Raw genomic sequence first — 17,864 nt, 5'->3', positions numbered from 1 at the left:
CGCAACCGTCCACCACCACACGGGTGGCGGACGGAGACGACGAAAATGGAGAAAACGCTAGTGGAGAACGAGACCCACTACGCCGAGGCCGTCATTGACAACGGTTCCTTCGGCACCCGCACCATCCGCTTCGAGACGGGCCGTCTGGCCCGCCAGGCCGCCGGCTCCGCCGTTGCCTACCTGGACGACGACACGATGGTGCTTTCCGCCACCACCGCGTCGAAGAAGCCCAAGGACCAGCTCGACTTCTTCCCCCTCACGGTGGACGTCGAGGAGCGCCAGTACGCGGCCGGCAAGATCCCCGGCTCGTTCTTCCGCCGCGAGGGTCGCCCCTCCGAGGACGCGATCCTCACCTGTCGCCTGATCGACCGCCCGCTGCGCCCGTCCTTCAAGAAGGGCCTGCGCAACGAGATCCAGGTCGTCGCGACGATCATGGCGCTCAACCCCGACCACCTGTACGACGTCGTGGCGATCAACGCCGCCTCCGCGTCCACCCAGCTGGCCGGCCTGCCCTTCTCCGGCCCGATCGGCGGCGTCCGCGTCGCGCTGATCCGCGGCCAGTGGGTTGCCTTCCCGACGCACACCGAGCTCGAGGACGCCGTCTTCGACATGGTCGTCGCGGGCCGCGTGCTCGAGGACGGCGACGTCGCGATCATGATGGTCGAGGCCGAGGCCACCGAGAAGACCATCGCCCTGATCAAGGGCGGCGCCGAGGCGCCGACCGAGGAGGTCGTGGCCGCCGGCCTCGACGCCTCGAAGCCCTTCATCAAGGTCCTCTGCAAGGCCCAGGCCGACCTGGCCGCCAAGGCCGCCAAGCCCGAGGGCGAGTTCCCGGTCTTCCTGGACTACCAGGCCGACGTCTACGAGGCCCTCTCGGCCGCGGTCAAGGGCGAGCTCTCCCAGGCGCTGACCATCGCGGGCAAGCAGGACCGCGAGGCCGAGCTGGACCGCGTCAAGGAGATCGCCGCCGAGAAGCTCCTCCCGGCCTTCGAAGGCCGCGAGAAGGAGATCTCCGCCGCGTACCGAGGCCTGACCAAGGCCCTGGTCCGCGAGCGCGTCATCAAGGACAAGGTCCGCATCGACGGCCGCGGGCTCACGGACATCCGTACCCTCGCCGCCGAGGTCGAGGCCATCCCGCGCGTGCACGGCTCGGCGCTGTTCGAGCGTGGCGAGACCCAGATCCTGGGCGTCACCACCCTCAACATGCTCCGCATGGAGCAGCAGCTGGACACCCTCTCCCCGGTGACCCGCAAGCGCTACATGCACAACTACAACTTCCCGCCGTACTCGGTCGGCGAGACCGGCCGCGTCGGTTCGCCGAAGCGCCGCGAGATCGGCCACGGCGCGCTCGCCGAGCGCGCGATCGTGCCGGTCCTCCCGACGCGCGAGGAGTTCCCCTACGCGATCCGCCAGGTGTCCGAGGCTCTCGGCTCCAACGGCTCGACGTCCATGGGCTCGGTCTGCGCCTCCACCATGTCCCTGCTGAACGCCGGTGTGCCCCTCAAGGCCCCCGTCGCCGGTATCGCCATGGGCCTGATCTCGCAGGAGATCGACGGCAAGACCCACTACGTCGCCCTCACCGACATCCTCGGTGCGGAGGACGCCTTCGGCGACATGGACTTCAAGGTCGCCGGCACCAAGGAGTTCGTCACCGCGCTCCAGCTGGACACCAAGCTCGACGGCATCCCGGCCTCGGTTCTGGCCGCCGCCCTCAAGCAGGCCCGCGACGCCCGCCTCCACATCCTCGACGTGATGATGGAAGCGATCGACACGCCGGACGCCATGTCCCCGTTCGCCCCCCGGATCATCACCGTCAAGATCCCGGTGGACAAGATCGGTGAGGTCATCGGCCCCAAGGGCAAGATGATCAACCAGATCCAGGAGGACACCGGCGCCGAGATCACGATCGAGGACGACGGCACCATCTACATCGGTGCCGCCGACGGTCCGGCCGCCGAGGCTGCCCGCGCCACGATCAACCAGATCGCCAACCCGACCATGCCGGAGGTCGGCGAGCGCTACCTGGGTACGGTCGTCAAGACCACCACCTTCGGTGCCTTCGTCTCCCTCATGCCCGGCAAGGACGGCCTGCTGCACATCTCGCAGATCCGCAAGCTCGCCGGTGGCAAGCGCGTGGAGAACGTCGAGGACGTGCTCGCGGTCGGCACCAAGGTCCAGGTCGAGATCGCCGAGATCGACTCCCGCGGCAAGCTCTCCCTGGTCCCCGTGATCGACGGCGAGGCCGCCGGCGACGACGCTGACAAGGACGACTCCGACAAGTGACGTCGCGTAGTTCCCGTGTGACGGCCCGCCCCTCTTCGGAGGGGCGGGCCGTCGCCCGTACCCAAACACTGCTCAAGGGCGCGAACGGCATCGGCACCGTCCGGCGCACGGTCCTCCCCGGCGGACTGCGCGTGGTCACGGAGACGCTGCCGTCCGTCCGCTCCGCCACCTTCGGGATCTGGGCGCACGTCGGATCCCGGGACGAGACGCCTTCGCTGAACGGCGCCACGCACTACCTGGAGCACCTCCTCTTCAAGGGCACCGAGAAGCGCAGTGCCCTCGACATCTCCTCCGCGATCGACGCGGTCGGCGGAGAGATGAACGCCTTCACGGCGAAGGAGTACACCTGCTACTACGCACGGGTGCTCGACACAGACCTGCCGCTGGCCATCGACGTCGTGTGCGACATGCTCACCGGCTCGCTGATCCTCGAATCCGATGTCGACGCCGAGCGCGGAGTCATCCTCGAAGAGATCGCGATGACCGAGGACGACCCGGGCGACATGGTCCACGACCTGTTCGCCCAGACCATGTACGGGGACACCCCGCTCGGGCGCCCCGTCCTCGGCACCGTCGACACGATCAACGCGCTCACCGCCGACCGGATCCGCCGCTTCTACAAGAAGCACTACGACCCCACCCACCTGGTCGTGGCGGCCGCGGGCAACGTCGACCACAACAAGGTCGTACGCCAGGTCCGCGCGGCCTTCGAAAAGGCCGGCGCCCTGACCCGCACCGACGCCGAACCGGTCGGCCCGCGATCCGGCACCAAGCGGATCCGCACCTCCGGCCGCGTCGAGCTGGTCAACCGCAAGACCGAGCAGGCCCACGTGGTCCTCGGCATGCCGGCCCTGGCCCGCACCGACGAGCGCCGCTGGGCGCTCGGCGTACTGAACACCGCGCTCGGCGGCGGCATGTCCTCCCGCCTCTTCCAGGAGGTCAGGGAGAAGCGCGGCCTCGCCTACAGCGTGTACTCGTACACCTCGGGCTTCGCCGACACCGGCCTCTTCGGCGTCTACGCCGGCTGCCGCCCCAACCAGGTCCACGACGTACTGCGGATCTGCCGGGACGAGCTGGACAAGGTCGCCTCCGACGGGCTCACCGACGAGGAGATCCGGCGGGCCGTCGGCCAGCTGTCCGGCTCCACCGTCCTCGGCCTGGAGGACACCGGCGCGATCATGAACCGCATCGGCAAGAGCGAGCTGTGCTGGGGCGACCAGATGTCGGTCGACGACCTGCTGGCCCGGATCGCGGCCGTCACCCCGGACGAAGTGCGCTCGGTCGCGCAGGACGTCCTGGCGCAGCGGCCCTCGCTCGCGGTGATCGGCCCGCTGAAGGAGAAGCAGGCGGCCCGTCTCGACGAGGCCGTCGCCTAGCCAAGGCCCCTCTCAGGAGCACGTCGCCCGGGCCCCGGGACAGGGCCCGGGCCCGTACGCACTTTAAGGAATGACATGAGCAAGCTGCGCGTGGCAGTTCTCGGCGCCCAGGGCCGCATCGGCTCCGAGGCGGTCAAGGCCGTCGAGGCCGCCGGGGACATGGAACTGGTGGCCGCCCTCGGCCGCGGAGACAAGCTGGAGACGCTGGCCGACGCCGGCGCCCAGGTCGCGGTCGAGCTGACCACCCCCGCCTCGGTGATGGAGAACCTGGAGTTCCTCGTCCGCCACGGCATCCACGGAGTGGTCGGCACCACCGGCTGGACCGAGGACCGCCTCGCCCGGCTGAACACCTGGCTCGCCGCTTCCCCGGCGACCGGTGTGCTCATCGCCCCGAACTTCTCCATCGGCGCCGTCCTCACCATGAAGTTCGCCGCGCAGGCCGCGCGCTACTTCGAGTCCGTCGAGGTCGTCGAACTGCACCACCCGAACAAGGTCGACGCCCCCTCCGGCACGGCGACCCGTACGGCGCAGCTCATCGCGGCCGCCCGCGCCGAGGCCGGCCTCGGCGCGCAGCCCGACGCCACCGCCTCCGCGCTCGACGGAGCGCGCGGCGCCGACGTCGACGGCGTCCCGGTGCACGCGATCCGCCTGCGCGGCCTGCTGGCCCACCAGGAGGTGCTCCTCGGCGGTGAGGGCGAGACCCTGACCATCCGTCACGACTCCCTGCACCACAGCAGCTTCATGCCGGGCATCCTGCTCGGCGCGCGCCGCGTGACGCAGACTCCGGGCCTCACCTTCGGCCTGGAAAACTTCCTCGAACTCGGCTGACGAGCAGGCGGTCCCCATGCGCGCGAAGATCCTCTACTTCATCACGGCCGCGGTCCTGGTCGTGTACTTCGTCCTGGCCGGCAGCAGGGGCCTGATGCTGATCCGGCACGGGACCTGGCTCACCGTCACCTTCGGGGTGGCCGTGCTGATCCTGCCGGTCATCGGTGTCTGGTTCCTCTGGAAGAACACCCGCTTCGTCACCAAGGCCAACCAGCTCGGAGCCGAGCTGGAGGCAGAGGGCGGACTGCCGGTGGACGAGCTGGAGCGGGACAAGTACGGCCGGATCCTGCGGGACTCGGCCGACGAGGTCTTCGCGCGCCGCAAGGCCGAGACGGAGGACGCGCCGGGGGACTGGCGCAGCTGGTTCCGCCTCGCCATCGCCTACCACGACGCCCGCGACACCCCGCGGGCCCGCAAAGCCATGCAGCGGGCCATCTCCCTGCACGACGGAAAGCCCGTACAAGCCTGAGCCTGTACGGGCTTCCCGTGCGCGTGACGCCCGCTCAGGGGCGCCGGGGCGGACCGCCTCAGGCGGGCACGGCCCGGTACTCCTCGGCCCAGGCCTCGACCGAGTCGGCGGCCCGGTCGAAGGCCTCGGTGCGCGACAGGAAATCGGCGTTGTGGTCGGTCAGCAGGACCGGCAGCTCGGCGCCTCCGCGCGCGGCCACGGTCAGGGCCTGGCCCTGTACGGTCCTCGGCAGCCCGAGCCAGCGGACGGGCTGCTGCACCGTGCGGACTTCGCCGACCTGGTTCCAGGGGATCGAGCGGGTGGTGAAGAACCCCGCCACGCGCAGCCCCTTGGGGCTCACCCAGACGCCCGTGCGCAGCAGCCGCAGGGCGGAGCCGACCACGGCGAGCGAGGCCAGCAGACCGCCCAGGGCGCCGGGCCAGGTGCCGGCGGCCACGATGATCACCGTGGCGAACAGCATGAACGAGCCGACCAGGAGCATCACCGCGGCGATGGCCACCCGCCAGGGGCCCGGACGGTAGGGGCGACGCCACCGGTCGGGGTCTTCGTAGGGGAGCGTCTCCCCGTTGTCGTGCGCGTCGAATGCGCCGTCGGCCGTCAGGAAGGGCAGGGGCACGGCAGGACCTCACTCACATGCACGTTCGGTTGGGCTGTGCCCGTGAGGCTACCGTCCCTCGGATGCCTCCGACTGCTGCGACTTCGCCGGTGCGTGGCTCGGCTGCAGTGCGGGGATGCCGAAGAGCAGTGATCCGACGAGTCCCGCCACGACGGTCAGTCCGACCAGACTACGGGCGGCGATCTGGGTCTTGCCCAGACTCTCGCGCGGCGGCGGAGTGACGTTGCTGCGGAATCGGTCGGCCTCGGCGACGAAGGCGAACGGGACGGGTTCGCGCCGGCGGAACATGGGGAACGACTCTCCTCACGGTCGGGGCCCCGGTGCGGTGGGGGCGGGATGGGCGGACGTTCTACCGGGTAGGACGAGCGAAAGGCCCGATCGGTGCCGGTTTTCGCGAAATTGGCCAAATTCCCTGGCGCCGCGTCAGCTCCGCCGACCGCGAGCCGGGCGGAGCCCGAGCTGCCCGTTCGGCCCTGCCGGCCGGTACTTTCTTCCGGGCGGAGCGCCGCCGTCCGCGCTCTGGCGGCAGTCGGCCGCGGTGCCCCGTACGGCCCGATCGACCGGCTCCGCACTGATGTACGGAACAAGTCCGAAGTGTCCGTATTGCCACGTTTCGTAAAGTTCATCTAGGCTGATCAAACGGACCCGGCACTGCTTGAACCCCCGAGCAGGCAGTGCCGGGCTCCAACACCGTCATCACGTCCCCCGAGGGGACACCGCGAGCATGGCAGCGAGTAGCGTGTTACCCATGGCTCCGATCTCGACTCCGCAGACCCCCTTCGGGCGGGTCCTCACCGCCATGATCACGCCGTTTACGGCGGATGGCGCACTTGACCTCGATGGCGCGCAGCAGCTCGCCGTCCACCTGGTGGACGCAGGCAACGACGGCCTGATCATCAACGGCACCACCGGTGAGTCGCCGACCACCACTGACGCGGAGAAAAACGACCTCGTACGAGCCGTACTCGAAGCGGTCGGAGACCGGGCCCACGTGGTCGCCGGCATCGGCACCAATGACACCCGTCACACCCTCGAGCTCGCCCGTCAGGCCGAGCGCACCGGTGCCCACGGCCTGCTCGCGGTCACCCCGTACTACAGCAAGCCGCCGCAGGAGGGCCTCTTCCGGCACTTCACGGCGATCGCCGATGCCACAGAGCTGCCGGTCATGCTCTACGACATCCCGGGCCGCAGTGGTGTCCCGATCAATACGGAAACACTCGTCCGGCTGGCCGAGCACCCCCGTATCGTTGCCAACAAGGACGCCAAGGGCGACCTCGGACGCGCAAGCTGGGCCATCGCACAGAGCGGCCTGGCCTGGTACTCCGGTGACGACATGCTGAACCTGCCGCTCCTGTCGGTCGGCGCGGTCGGCTTCGTCTCCGTGGTGGGTCACGTGGTCAGCCCCGAGCTCCGCGAGATGCTCGAAGCCCACCTGGGCGGCGACGTCCAGAAGGCCACCGAGATCCACCAGAAGCTGCTCCCCGTCTTCACCGGCATGTTCCGCACCCAGGGTGTGATCACCACCAAGGGCGCGCTGAACCTGCAGGGCCTGCCCGCGGGCCCGCTGCGACTCCCGCTGGTCGAGCTGACCGCCGAAGAGACGGCGCAGCTCAAGATCGATCTTGCCGCCGGCGGGGTACAGCTCTGACATCAGACTTCACAACTGAATAAGCAGAACCACACAAGACGACAGCAAGTGCACGAATGACATGCGCGCCACGTGCCTCGACGGGTACGTGGCCGCGCGTGGTGAAGGAGAACCTTTTGAGCCATCCGCATCCTGAACTCGGTCCGCCGCCGAAGCTCCCCAAGGGCGGCCTTCGGGTCACCCCCCTGGGCGGGCTCGGTGAGATCGGCCGCAACATGACCGTCTTCGAGTTCGACGGCCGCCTGCTCATCGTCGACTGCGGTGTCCTCTTCCCCGAAGAGGAGCAGCCGGGCATCGACCTGATCCTGCCGGACTTCTCGTCCATCAGGGACCGGCTCGACGACATCGAGGGCATCGTCCTCACGCACGGCCACGAAGACCACATCGGCGCCGTCCCCTACCTCCTCCGGGAGAAGCCGGACATCCCGCTGATCGGCTCCAAGCTGACGCTGGCGCTCATCGAGGCCAAGCTCCAGGAGCACCGCATCCGCCCCTACACCCTCGAGGTGAAGGAAGGCGAGCGCGAGAACCTCGGCCCCTTCGACTGCGAGTTCATCGCGGTCAACCACTCCATCCCGGACGCCCTGGCCGTGGCCATCCGCACCGGCGCCGGCATGGTCGTGTGCACCGGTGACTTCAAGATGGACCAGCTCCCGCTGGACAACCGCCTCACCGACCTGCACGCCTTCGCGCGCCTGAGCGAAGAGGGCATCGACCTTCTCCTCTCGGACTCGACGAACGCCGAGGTCCCGGGCTTCGTCCCGCCCGAGCGCGAGATCTCCGGCGTCCTGCGCACGGTGTTCGCCAACGCCAACAACCGGATCATCGTGGCGAGCTTCGCGAGCCACGTGCACCGCATCCAGCAGATCCTCGACGCCGCCCACGAGTACGGCCGCAGGGTCGCCTTCGTCGGCCGCTCGATGGTCCGCAACATGGGCATCGCCCGTGACCTGGGCTACCTGAAGGTTCCGGCCGGCCTGGTCGTGGACGTCAAGACCCTCGACGACCTGCCGCCCCACGAGGTCGTCCTGGTCTGCACCGGTTCGCAGGGCGAGCCGATGGCGGCCCTGTCCCGCATGGCGAACCGCGACCACCAGATCCGGATCGTCCCGGGCGACACGGTCATCCTGGCCTCGTCGCTCATCCCGGGCAACGAGAACGCGGTCTACCGCGTGATCAACGGCCTGACCCGCTGGGGCGCCAACGTCGTGCACAAGGGCAACGCCAAGGTGCACGTCTCCGGCCACGCCTCCGCGGGCGAGCTGCTGTACTTCTACAACATCTGCAAGCCGCGGAACCTGATGCCGGTCCACGGCGAATGGCGCCACCTGCGCGCCAACGCGGAGCTCGGCGCCCTGACGGGCGTACCGAAGGACCGCATCGTCATCGCTGAGGACGGCGTCGTCGTCGACCTCATCGACGGCAAGGCCCGCATCTCGGGCAAGGTCCAGGCCGGCTACGTCTACGTGGACGGCCTCTCGGTCGGCGACGTCACCGAAGCCCACCTCAAGGACCGCAAGATCCTCGGTGACGAGGGCATCATCTCGGTCTACGTCGTGGTGGACAGCACCACGGGCAAGATCGTCAGCGGCCCGAACATCCAGGCCCGCGGCTCCGGCATCGAGGACTCGGCGTTCTCCTCGGTCCTGCCGAAGATCGAGGAAGCCATCGCCCGCGCCGCCGCGGACGGCGTGGCCGAGCCGCACCAGATCCAGCAGCTCATCCGCCGCACGATGGGCAAGTGGGTCTCGGACGGCTACCGCCGCCGCCCGATGATCCTCCCGGTCGTCGTCGAGGTCTGACCCTCGCCGTAGCGACCACACCGGAGCGGGGCAACCGGATTTGCATCCGGGGGCCCCGCTCCAGTACGTTTACGTCTCCACCTCGCACGGCTCCCCGGCACACACGTGTGCCCGGCCATGTCGGTGCGGGCGGGTGGGATTCCAGAGCAGGGAAACCTGATAAAGTCTGGCTCGCCCGAAAGGGAATGGCTCTCCAACGGCCGTCCAATTCAAATCCAAGTCTGAAACGACACGGAAATGATCTGGTAGAGTTGGAATCGCCGGAAAGGGAAACGCGAAAGCGAAGAACTGGAAAGCGAATCCCGCTGACTGGGAATCGGACACGAAAGAGTCTGATAGAGTCGGAGACACAAGAACGAAGGAAGCGCCCGGAGGAAAGCCCGAGAGGGTGAGTACAAAGGAAGCGTCCGTTCCTTGAGAACTCAACAGCGTGCCAAAAATCAACGCCAAAAAGTTGATACCCCGTCCATTTCGGTGGATGAGGTTCCTTTGAAAAAGACCTGTGAGGTCGCGGCTTCGGCCCTGACGCTTGCAGGCAATTACACAGCGAGGACGCAGTGGACGGTCGGTCTTATTCCGACATGACTGTCCCGCTCTAAGTGCGTGTGCACCGGATTACCGGTAAACATTCATGGAGAGTTTGATCCTGGCTCAGGACGAACGCTGGCGGCGTGCTTAACACATGCAAGTCGAACGATGAAGCCCTTCGGGGTGGATTAGTGGCGAACGGGTGAGTAACACGTGGGCAATCTGCCCTTCACTCTGGGACAAGCCCTGGAAACGGGGTCTAATACCGGATAACACTCCTGCCTGCATGGGCGGGGGTTAAAAGCTCCGGCGGTGAAGGATGAGCCCGCGGCCTATCAGCTTGTTGGTGGGGTAATGGCCCACCAAGGCGACGACGGGTAGCCGGCCTGAGAGGGCGACCGGCCACACTGGGACTGAGACACGGCCCAGACTCCTACGGGAGGCAGCAGTGGGGAATATTGCACAATGGGCGAAAGCCTGATGCAGCGACGCCGCGTGAGGGATGACGGCCTTCGGGTTGTAAACCTCTTTCAGCAGGGAAGAAGCGAAAGTGACGGTACCTGCAGAAGAAGCGCCGGCTAACTACGTGCCAGCAGCCGCGGTAATACGTAGGGCGCAAGCGTTGTCCGGAATTATTGGGCGTAAAGAGCTCGTAGGCGGCTTGTCACGTCGGATGTGAAAGCCCGAGGCTTAACCTCGGGTCTGCATTCGATACGGGCTAGCTAGAGTGTGGTAGGGGAGATCGGAATTCCTGGTGTAGCGGTGAAATGCGCAGATATCAGGAGGAACACCGGTGGCGAAGGCGGATCTCTGGGCCATTACTGACGCTGAGGAGCGAAAGCGTGGGGAGCGAACAGGATTAGATACCCTGGTAGTCCACGCCGTAAACGTTGGGAACTAGGTGTTGGCGACATTCCACGTCGTCGGTGCCGCAGCTAACGCATTAAGTTCCCCGCCTGGGGAGTACGGCCGCAAGGCTAAAACTCAAAGGAATTGACGGGGGCCCGCACAAGCAGCGGAGCATGTGGCTTAATTCGACGCAACGCGAAGAACCTTACCAAGGCTTGACATATACCGGAAAGCATTAGAGATAGTGCCCCCCTTGTGGTCGGTATACAGGTGGTGCATGGCTGTCGTCAGCTCGTGTCGTGAGATGTTGGGTTAAGTCCCGCAACGAGCGCAACCCTTGTCCTGTGTTGCCAGCATGCCCTTCGGGGTGATGGGGACTCACAGGAGACCGCCGGGGTCAACTCGGAGGAAGGTGGGGACGACGTCAAGTCATCATGCCCCTTATGTCTTGGGCTGCACACGTGCTACAATGGCCGGTACAATGAGCTGCGATACCGTGAGGTGGAGCGAATCTCAAAAAGCCGGTCTCAGTTCGGATTGGGGTCTGCAACTCGACCCCATGAAGTCGGAGTTGCTAGTAATCGCAGATCAGCATTGCTGCGGTGAATACGTTCCCGGGCCTTGTACACACCGCCCGTCACGTCACGAAAGTCGGTAACACCCGAAGCCGGTGGCCCAACCCGTAAGGGAGGGAGCTGTCGAAGGTGGGACTGGCGATTGGGACGAAGTCGTAACAAGGTAGCCGTACCGGAAGGTGCGGCTGGATCACCTCCTTTCTAAGGAGCACAGTACCGATTGCAGACAAACGTTCTGCACGGTCAGCTCAGGGTGGAACGTTGATTAGTTGGCACGGTTTCCTGGATGGGTCACAAGTACTGCTTCGGCGTGGAAAGTGACTCACTGACGGGGGATCGTGCTTGGCACGTTGTTGGGTATCTGAGGGTACGGCCGAAAGGTCTTATCTTCGCGATGCCGGCCCCAGTGAACTTCGCCTTATGGGTGAGGGTGATGGGTGACTGGTCGTTGCTTGAGAACTACACAGTGGACGCGAGCATCTGTAGGCCAAGTTTTTAAGGGCGCACGGTGGATGCCTTGGCACCAGGAACCGATGAAGGACGTGAGAGGCCGCGATAGGCCCCGGGGAGCTGCCAACTGAGCTTTGATCCGGGGGTGTCCGAATGGGGAAACCCGGCAGTCGTCATGGGCTGTCACCCACTGCTGAACACATAGGCAGTGTGGAGGGAACGCGGGGAAGTGAAACATCTCAGTACCCGCAGGAAGAGAAAACAACCGTGATTCCGGGAGTAGTGGCGAGCGAAACCGGATGAGGCCAAACCGTATGCGTGTGATACCCGGCAGGGGTTGCGCATGCGGGGTTGTGGGAATTCTTTTGATCGGTCTGCCGGCCGGTCGGCGAGTCAGAAACCGTTGATGTAGTCGAAGGACATGCGAAAGGTCCGGCGTAGAGGGTAAGACCCCCGTAGACGAAACATCAGCGGCTTGCTTAAGAATCTCCCAAGTAGCACGGGGCCCGAGAAATCCCGTGTGAATCTGGCGGGACCACCCGCTAAGCCTAAATATTCCCTGGTGACCGATAGCGGATAGTACCGTGAGGGAATGGTGAAAAGTACCGCGGGAGCGGAGTGAAATAGTACCTGAAACCGTGTGCCTACAAGCCGTGGGAGCGTCGCCGTTATTCTTCGGAATAACGGTCGTGACTGCGTGCCTTTTGAAGAATGAGCCTGCGAGTTAGCGGTGTGTAGCGAGGTTAACCCGTGTGGGGAAGCCGTAGCGAAAGCGAGTCCGAATAGGGCGATTGAGTTGCACGCTCTAGACCCGAAGCGGAGTGATCTAGCCATGGGCAGGTTGAAGCGGAGGTAAGACTTCGTGGAGGACCGAACCCACCAGGGTTGAAAACCTGGGGGATGACCTGTGGTTAGGGGTGAAAGGCCAATCAAACTCCGTGATAGCTGGTTCTCCCCGAAATGCATTTAGGTGCAGCGTCACGTGTTTCTTGCCGGAGGTAGAGCACTGGATAGGCGATGGGCCCTACCGGGTTACTGACCTTAGCCAAACTCCGAATGCCGGTAAGTGAGAGCGTGGCAGTGAGACTGTGGGGGATAAGCTCCATGGTCGAGAGGGAAACAGCCCAGAGCATCGACTAAGGCCCCTAAGCGTACGCTAAGTGGGAAAGGATGTGGAGTCGCAGAGACAACCAGGAGGTTGGCTTAGAAGCAGCCACCCTTGAAAGAGTGCGTAATAGCTCACTGGTCAAGTGATTCCGCGCCGACAATGTAGCGGGGCTCAAGCGTACCGCCGAAGTCGTGTCATTGCAGCAATAGGGCCAACGCCCGCTGTGATGGGTAGGGGAGCGTCGTGTGCCGGGTGAAGCAGCAGCGGAAGCTAGTTGTGGACGGTTCACGAGTGAGAATGCAGGCATGAGTAGCGATACACACGTGAGAAACGTGTGCGCCGATTGACTAAGGGTTCCTGGGTCAAGCTGATCTGCCCAGGGTAAGTCGGGACCTAAGGCGAGGCCGACAGGCGTAGTCGATGGACAACCGGTTGATATTCCGGTACCCGCTTTGAAACGCCCAATATCGAATCAGGCGATGCTAAGCCCGTGAAGCCGTTCCGGACCCTTCGGGGAAAGGAAAGTGGTGGAGCCGGTGACCCAGACTTGTAGTAGGTAAGCGATGGGGTGACGCAGGAAGGTAGTCCAGCCCGGGCGGTGGTAGTCCCGGGGTAAGGGTGTAGGCCGAGGGGTAGGCAAATCCGTCCCTCATATAAGGCTGAGACCTGATGCCGAGCCGATTGTGGTGAAGTGGATGATCCTATGCTGTCGAGAAAAGCCTCTAGCGAGTTTCATGGCGGCCCGTACCCTAAACCGACTCAGGTGGTCAGGTAGAGAATACCGAGGCGTTCGGGTGAACTATGGTTAAGGAACTCGGCAAAATGCCCCCGTAACTTCGGGAGAAGGGGGGCCATCACTGGTGATCGGATTTACTCCGTGAGCTGGGGGTGGCCGCAGAGACCAGCGAGAAGCGACTGTTTACTAAAAACACAGGTCCGTGCGAAGCCGTAAGGCGATGTATACGGACTGACGCCTGCCCGGTGCTGGAACGTTAAGGGGACCGGTTAGTCACATTTCGGTGTGGCGAAGCTGAGAACTTAAGCGCCAGTAAACGGCGGTGGTAACTATAACCATCCTAAGGTAGCGAAATTCCTTGTCGGGTAAGTTCCGACCTGCACGAATGGCGTAACGACTTCTCGACTGTCTCAACCATAGGCCCGGTGAAATTGCACTACGAGTAAAGATGCTCGTTTCGCGCAGCAGGACGGAAAGACCCCGGGACCTTTACTATAGTTTGATATTGGTGTTCGGTTCGGCTTGTGTAGGATAGGTGGGAGACTTTGAAGCGGCCACGCCAGTGGTTGTGGAGTCGTCGTTGAAATACCACTCTGGTCGTGCTGGATGTCTAACCTCGGTCCGTGATCCGGATCAGGGACAGTGTCTGATGGGTAGTTTAACTGGGGCGGTTGCCTCCCAAAAAGTAACGGAGGCGCCCAAAGGTTCCCTCAGCCTGGTTGGCAATCAGGTGTTGAGTGTAAGTGCACAAGGGAGCTTGACTGTGAGACCGACGGGTCGAGCAGGGACGAAAGTCGGGACTAGTGATCCGGCGGTGGCTTGTGGAAGCGCCGTCGCTCAACGGATAAAAGGTACCCCGGGGATAACAGGCTGATCTTCCCCAAGAGTCCATATCGACGGGATGGTTTGGCACCTCGATGTCGGCTCGTCGCATCCTGGGGCTGGAGTCGGTCCCAAGGGTTGGGCTGTTCGCCCATTAAAGCGGTACGCGAGCTGGGTTTAGAACGTCGTGAGACAGTTCGGTCCCTATCCGCTGTGCGCGTAGGAATATTGAGAAGGGCTGTCCCTAGTACGAGAGGACCGGGACGGACGAACCTCTGGTGTGCCAGTTGTCCTGCCAAGGGCATGGCTGGTTGGCTACGTTCGGGAGGGATAACCGCTGAAAGCATCTAAGCGGGAAGCCTGCTTCAAGATGAGTATTCCCACCTCCTTGAGAGGGTAAGGCTCCCAGTAGACGACTGGGTTGATAGGCCAGATGTGGAAGCCCGGTAACGGGTGGAGCTGACTGGTACTAATAGGCCGAGGGCTTGTCCTCAGTTGCTCGCGTCCACTGTGTTAGTTCTGAAGTAACGAACTGTGTCATATCCGGTTTGGTTAACTTCATAGTGTTTCGGTGGTCATAGCGTTAGGGAAACGCCCGGTTTACATTCCGAACCCGGAAGCTAAGCCTTTCAGCGCCGATGGTACTGCAGGGGGGACCCTGTGGGAGAGTAGGACGCCGCCGAACAACCCGCCCTTTTAGCTCAGTCGGTAGAGCGTCTCCATGGTAAGGAGAAGGTCAACGGTTCGATTCCGTTAAAGGGCTCCAAAACGAGAAGGCCCCCGCCATTGGCGGGGGCCTTTTTGCGTTCCCCCGGCAGGGGTCCTGCTGTGCGTGAGGAGGGTCCGGGGCTTCCCGTCAAGCCCCGAACTTTCGGGCCGTGACCGGGGGCGGGGCTCGGGGCGCAATGGGATGAGCAGGAGTTCCAAGGCCCTCGATCCACGGGAGGAACGCTCATGAACACCGAACGGATCCGACACTTCGCCCACACGTTCAGGACGGCCCCGGCTGCCGACGGTGCCTCCCCGTCCCCGTCCGTGCCCGCGTCCGTGCCCCCTTCCCGGTCCGACGCCGGCCGTGACGCGGTCGTCGAGACGGGCAGTGCCCCTTGGGCCGCGGAGATGGCAGCCCCGTCCTTCATGATCCTGGTGGCGGGGCCCCGCCGGTAAGCGGTGTGGCGCGGCGGTGCTCAGTCGCCGTCGCGCTGCTGGGGGATGCGGAAGGCCAGGATGGCCATGTCGTCGGAGGCGGGTTCGGCGGCGAAGCGTTCCACCGCGCGCAGGACGCGGGAGGCGACGGCGCCGGCGGTGAGGCCCGTACAGGTGGTGAGGACCTCGGTGAGGCCGTCGTCGCCGAGCATGCGGGTGCCCTCGCGGCGTTCGGTGACGCCGTCGGTGACGCAGAGGAGGACGTCGCCCGGGTCCAGGGTGAGGGTCTGTTCGTAGAGGTCGAGGTCGTCCAGGACGCCGAGGAGGGGCTGCGGGTCGGCGGCCGGGGTCACCTCGCCGTTCGGGCGCAGGCGCAGCGGCAGCGGGTGGCCCGCGCAGACGACCTTCATGTGGGCGCCGCCGTCGGGCTGGGGGTGCAGCTCGCCGTAGAGGAGGGTGAGGAAGCGGCTGCGGTCGCCCTCGTCGAGGATCGCCGCGTTGAGGCGCTCCAGTACGGCCGGGCCGCCTAGGCCCTCGCGGGCCAGGAGGCGCAGGGCGTGGCGGGCCAGGCCGGTGACGGCGGCCGCCTCCGGGCCCGTACCGCAGACGTCGCCGATGGCGAACCCGTAGACGCCGGGGCGGATGGGGAAGACGTCGTAGAAGTCTCCGCCCACCTCGTTGCCCTCGCCGGCGGCGCGGTAGATGACCTCGACCTCGATGCCGGGGATGGTGGGGGAGCCGGGCGGCAGCAGGCTGCGCTGGAGCGAGCGGCTGATGGCGGTGCGCTCGGAGTACAGGCGGGCGTTGTCCAGGGCGAGGGCGGCGCGGCGGGAAAGGTCCTCGGCGAGTTCGAGGATCTCCTGGCGGAAGTGCTCCTCCGAGGGCTTGCCGAGGGTCAGCATGCCGATGACGCGGTTGCGGGCGAGGAGGGGGAGGACCACCGTCTCGCCGCCGACGGCCAGGGAGGTCTCGGGCCAGGGGCGGGCGCCGGACTCGCGGACCGGCTCGGGCGGGCTGACCTGGGCGAGCAGGGCCTTGAGGCCGTCGATGCGCTCCTCGTCCTCGTGCAGGACGTAGGAGAGGAACGGGTCGGAGGCCTGGTCGGCGATGGTGTAGACGGCGCACCAGGTGGCGAGGGTGGGGACGGTCATCTGGGCCATGAGGGCCAGGGTCTGGTCGCGGTCCAGGGTGCCGGCGAGCAGGTCGGAGGCCTCGACGAGGAAGGAGAGGGAGCCGCGGCGCAGTCGTTCGAGCTCGCCGAGGCGGGCCGATTCCACGGCGAGGGCGATGCGGTCCGCGGCGAACTGCAGGCGCAGGGCGTCCTCGTTGGAGTAGCGGCCGGGGATCTCGGAGGCGACGCCGAGCGAGCCGGTGAGGCGGCCCTCGACCTTGAGGGGGACGGTGATGGCGGAGCGCATGCCGGTGGCTTCCAGGAGGGGTACCGCACCGGGGACGACGATGAGGTCCTCGTGGACGGCGGGCATGCGGGCGCTGCCGTACCGGTTGGTGCCGGCTTCGACGGGGACGCGGGCGAAGCGCTGGCGGGTGGAGGGCAGGCCCGTGGTGGCGCGGACTTCGAGCTCGGTCTCGTCGTCGGTGGCGAGGAGGAGGAAGGCGGAGTCGGCGTCGAGGAGGTCGCGGGCGCGTTCCACGGTGCGCTGGAGGAGGCCGTCGAGGTCGTCGGGGGCGGGGGAGCCGATGAAGATCTCGAAGGGGTCCGTGGGGCGGGTCTCGGTCAGGTGGCCGCCGTCCATGGGGACCCGTGCGGGGCTCTGCAGCAGGGCGCGCTCGTCGTCGTGCACGAGCAGGCAGACGATGGAGGGCTCACCGTGGGCGTCGCGGACCCGCAGGTGGGAGGCGTAGATGGGGATCACGCGGCCGTCGGCGCCGCGGATGCCGTAGCTGCCCTCCCAGCGGGACAGGCGCAGGGCCTCGGCGATGCCGGTGCCGGTGCCGGGGGTCTGCGGCCAGGCGGCCAGCTCGGCGAGCGGGCGGCCGACGGCCTTCGCGGCGAGGTGGCCGAAGATGATCTCGGCGTCCTCGTTCCAGGCGGAGACCGTGCCGGCGGAGTCGATCTGCAGGACGGCGACGCGGACGCGGCTGTCGGCCAGGGGCAGGAGCTGGTCGGGGACGACGGGTCCCGCGGAGCGGGTACCGACCGGGCGGTCCGGCATGTCGAGCCGGAACCACACGTGCTTGTGCGTGGCCGTGTACTCGACGCCCCAGCGGGTGGCGAGGGCGGCGCAGAGCATGAGCCCGCGGCCGTTCTCGCGGTCGGGGTCCGCGTACGGGCGGTCGCCGGGGTGCTGGAGCGGGAGCTCGCGCTCCGGGTAGCGGTCGGCGACCTCGATCCGTACGCCGTCCTCGGTGCGCAGGCACAGGACTTCGGCGCGGGTGCCGGCGTGGACCACGGCGTTGGTGACGAGCTCGCTGGTGAGGACCACCGCGTCGTCGACGATGTCGGCGAAACCCCAGCCCTGGAGGGTGTCGCGGACGAATGCGCGGGCAGCAGCGACTGAACGCCCCTGTGGATCGAAACTGGCAGCCGCCCGTGCCGTGATCACAAGTCTCCTTCGACGCGGTGGACAACGGATGCCAGGTTACTTACCTTCACGGTCGCCATGGTGC

At 65.9% G+C, this 17,864-nt stretch carries 10 protein-coding genes, 1 tRNA gene and 3 rRNA genes; 11 read left to right on the top strand and 3 right to left on the bottom strand.

Going from position 1 to position 17,864, the window contains the following annotated elements; genetic code table 11:
• Nucleotides 1–60 precede the first annotated feature (60 nt).
• From OHA37_RS10185 to OHA37_RS10170, 4 genes are all read left to right on the top strand, one after another.
• Nucleotides 61–2,283 (top strand): polyribonucleotide nucleotidyltransferase, encoded by a 2,223-nt coding sequence (locus OHA37_RS10185; RefSeq protein ID WP_266912647.1) that lies wholly within the window; start codon nt 61–63, stop codon nt 2,281–2,283.
• Complete coding sequence (locus OHA37_RS10180) at nt 2,280–3,659, top strand: M16 family metallopeptidase (protein WP_266904013.1); 1,380 nt, start codon at nt 2,280–2,282, stop codon at nt 3,657–3,659. Before OHA37_RS10185 ends, OHA37_RS10180 begins: the two co-directional genes overlap by 4 nt.
• 75 nt (nt 3,660–3,734) lie before the next feature.
• On the top strand, nt 3,735–4,487 hold the full coding sequence (gene dapB / locus OHA37_RS10175) for a 4-hydroxy-tetrahydrodipicolinate reductase (protein ID WP_266904012.1): 753 nt from the start codon (nt 3,735–3,737) through the stop codon (nt 4,485–4,487).
• 16 nt (nt 4,488–4,503) lie between these two features.
• Nucleotides 4,504–4,956: a hypothetical protein gene (locus tag OHA37_RS10170; RefSeq protein ID WP_266904011.1), complete on the top strand. Its 453-nt coding sequence runs from the start codon at nt 4,504–4,506 to the stop codon at nt 4,954–4,956.
• Nucleotides 4,957–5,014: 58 nt separating this feature from the next.
• Here OHA37_RS10170 and OHA37_RS10165 read toward each other — a convergent pair whose 3' ends face one another.
• The gene (locus tag OHA37_RS10165) at nt 5,015–5,572 is read right to left on the bottom strand and encodes a PH domain-containing protein (RefSeq protein ID WP_266904010.1); all 558 of its coding nucleotides are present in this window, start codon (nt 5,570–5,572) and stop codon (nt 5,015–5,017) included.
• Between the two features lie 48 nt (nt 5,573–5,620).
• Nucleotides 5,621–5,860: a hypothetical protein gene (locus tag OHA37_RS10160; RefSeq protein WP_266904009.1), complete on the bottom strand. Its 240-nt coding sequence runs from the start codon at nt 5,858–5,860 to the stop codon at nt 5,621–5,623.
• Nucleotides 5,861–6,320: 460 nt separating this feature from the next.
• Here OHA37_RS10160 and dapA point away from each other — a divergent pair, with 460 nt between their 5' ends.
• From dapA to OHA37_RS10125, 7 genes are all read left to right on the top strand, one after another.
• The gene (gene dapA / locus OHA37_RS10155; RefSeq protein ID WP_266904008.1) at nt 6,321–7,220 is read left to right on the top strand and encodes a 4-hydroxy-tetrahydrodipicolinate synthase; all 900 of its coding nucleotides are present in this window, start codon (nt 6,321–6,323) and stop codon (nt 7,218–7,220) included.
• A gap of 116 nt (nt 7,221–7,336) precedes the next feature.
• On the top strand, nt 7,337–9,022 hold the full coding sequence (locus OHA37_RS10150) for a ribonuclease J (RefSeq protein ID WP_266904007.1): 1,686 nt from the start codon (nt 7,337–7,339) through the stop codon (nt 9,020–9,022).
• A gap of 628 nt (nt 9,023–9,650) precedes the next feature.
• Nucleotides 9,651–11,175, top strand: a 16S ribosomal RNA gene (locus tag OHA37_RS10145).
• A 284-nt stretch (nt 11,176–11,459) separates the two neighbouring features.
• Nucleotides 11,460–14,583: ribosomal RNA gene (locus OHA37_RS10140) — 23S ribosomal RNA — on the top strand.
• Between the two features lie 74 nt (nt 14,584–14,657).
• A 5S ribosomal RNA gene (gene rrf / locus OHA37_RS10135) occupies nt 14,658–14,775 on the top strand.
• The 16S, 23S and 5S rRNA genes sit together here with 1 tRNA gene alongside, the layout of an rRNA operon.
• A gap of 5 nt (nt 14,776–14,780) precedes the next feature.
• A tRNA-Thr gene (locus OHA37_RS10130) sits at nt 14,781–14,856 on the top strand.
• 188 nt (nt 14,857–15,044) lie between these two features.
• On the top strand, nt 15,045–15,257 hold the full coding sequence (locus tag OHA37_RS10125; RefSeq protein WP_266904006.1) for a hypothetical protein: 213 nt from the start codon (nt 15,045–15,047) through the stop codon (nt 15,255–15,257).
• Between the two features lie 20 nt (nt 15,258–15,277).
• On the opposite strand, the gene OHA37_RS10120 is transcribed toward OHA37_RS10125, so the two are convergent.
• A complete protein-coding gene (locus OHA37_RS10120) occupies nt 15,278–17,800 on the bottom strand; it encodes a SpoIIE family protein phosphatase (protein ID WP_266904005.1) in 2,523 nt (840 codons plus the stop codon).
• Nucleotides 17,801–17,864 lie beyond the last annotated feature (64 nt).

Source organism: Streptomyces sp. NBC_00335, from assembly GCF_036127095.1.
Lineage (GTDB): Bacteria > Actinomycetota > Actinomycetes > Streptomycetales > Streptomycetaceae > Streptomyces.
This window is presented reverse-complemented; position numbering and strand designations above follow the sequence as displayed.

Excerpts from the sequence above, each read along its gene's own strand:
- dapB (WP_266904012.1), top strand. The coding sequence starts at position 3,735 with ATGAGCAAGCTGCGCGTGGCAGTTCTCGGCGCCCAGGGCCGCATCGGC.
- OHA37_RS10170 (WP_266904011.1), top strand. The coding sequence starts at position 4,504 with ATGCGCGCGAAGATCCTCTACTTCATCACGGCCGCGGTCCTGGTCGTG.
- OHA37_RS10160 (WP_266904009.1), bottom strand. The coding sequence starts at position 5,860 with ATGTTCCGCCGGCGCGAACCCGTCCCGTTCGCCTTCGTCGCCGAGGCC.
- dapA (WP_266904008.1), top strand. The coding sequence starts at position 6,321 with ATGGCTCCGATCTCGACTCCGCAGACCCCCTTCGGGCGGGTCCTCACC.
- OHA37_RS10125 (WP_266904006.1), top strand. The coding sequence starts at position 15,045 with ATGAACACCGAACGGATCCGACACTTCGCCCACACGTTCAGGACGGCC.